Annotated in this window: 1 protein-coding gene; it reads right to left on the bottom strand. The window is 69.3% G+C overall.

The annotated features are described in order from the left end of the window. Positions 1-554: hypothetical protein (locus ACK4TH_RS13115; RefSeq protein ID WP_409627067.1), on the bottom strand; the 554-nt coding region annotated here is incomplete at both ends.

Here is a 554-nt window from a genome sequence, read left to right as displayed (position 1 = left end):
CATCGCGCGCATCGCGCGCACCTCGGCCAGCAGGTCGTCACGCCACAGCTCGGCCTTGAGGATGTCCGGCGTGGTGACCGTGCTGATGGTGCTGGCCCCTGCCCCCGGAGCTGGCGCGACATGTCCGCCAGCGCCCGCAGCGCCCCCGCGCTGGTGCGCACGGCCTGACGTGCAAGCTCGCTGGTCAGGTCCGCATAGTACAGCACCGCCCCGAGCTGAAGCGCCAGCGCGGCCAGCGCGTTCTGCGCCGCCGCCCAGCTCAACAGCACGCTGCGCGCGAAGTCGTCGCGCACCTGCACAGGCGGCGCGCTCGCCAGCGCATCCAGCCCTGCGGTCTCCTCGGTGATACGCGTGGCGTTGTCCACAGGTGCGGCGTCAAAGACCAGCTCGACGGGGCTGGGCGGCTCCGTGAACAGCGGCTCAAAGCGCAGGCTGTACAGGATGCGCTCGTTGGTCTCCTCATTAAAGTCCGCGTCCAGCAGGCCCCACCGCTGTTCTTGGTTGTAGCCCAGCCGGATGAGGTCGCCCGAGTAGATCAGCGCCTCAAGCTGCAA

Source organism: Tepidimonas sp. (assembly GCF_046292505.1).
Classification (GTDB): Bacteria; Pseudomonadota; Gammaproteobacteria; order Burkholderiales; family Burkholderiaceae_C; genus Tepidimonas.
This window is presented reverse-complemented; position numbering and strand designations above follow the sequence as displayed.